1 protein-coding gene is annotated in these 593 nt (G+C 68.6%); it reads right to left on the reverse strand.

The annotated features are described in order from the left end of the window. A partial coding sequence (locus AC5L34_RS29525) for an acyltransferase domain-containing protein (RefSeq protein WP_494827936.1) occupies positions 1-593 on the reverse strand: 593 nt, incomplete at both ends.

Below are 593 nucleotides of genomic sequence, written 5' to 3' on the forward strand. Positions count from 1 at the left end.
GGGGTCCATCAGGTGGGAGTGGAAGGCGTGGGAGACGGTGAGGCGTTTGGTGCGGTGGCCGTGGGCGGCGAGTGCTTCGGCGGCGGTCAGGGTGGCGGTTTCGTCGCCGGAGATGACGAGGTCGGTGGGGGTGTTGACGGCGGCGATGCCGACGGTGTCGTTGAGGTGGGGGGTGACCTGTTCCTCGGTGGCTTCGATGGCGATCATGGCGCCGCCGGTGGGTAGGGCTTGCATGAGGCGGGCGCGGGCGGTGACGAGTCTCGCGGCGTCGGTGAGGTCGAAGATGCCGGCGATGTGGGCGGCGGCGAGTTCGCCGATGGAGTGTCCGGCGACGAGGTCGGGGCGGATGCCCCAGGATTCGACGAGTCGGTAGAGGGCGACTTCGAAGGCGAACAGGGCGGGTTGGGTGTAGCCGGTCTGGTGTAGTTCGTCGGTGTCGATGACGTCGCGTAGTGGTTTGTCGAGGTGGGTGTCGAGGGCGGTGCAGACCTCGTCGAAGGCGGTGGCGAAGACGGGGTACGCGGCGGCGAGTTCGGTGCCCATGCCGAGTCGTTGTGCGCCCTGCCCGGTGAACAGGAACGCCAACCTGCCGG

This window comes from Micromonospora sp. ZG13 (assembly GCF_059359355.1).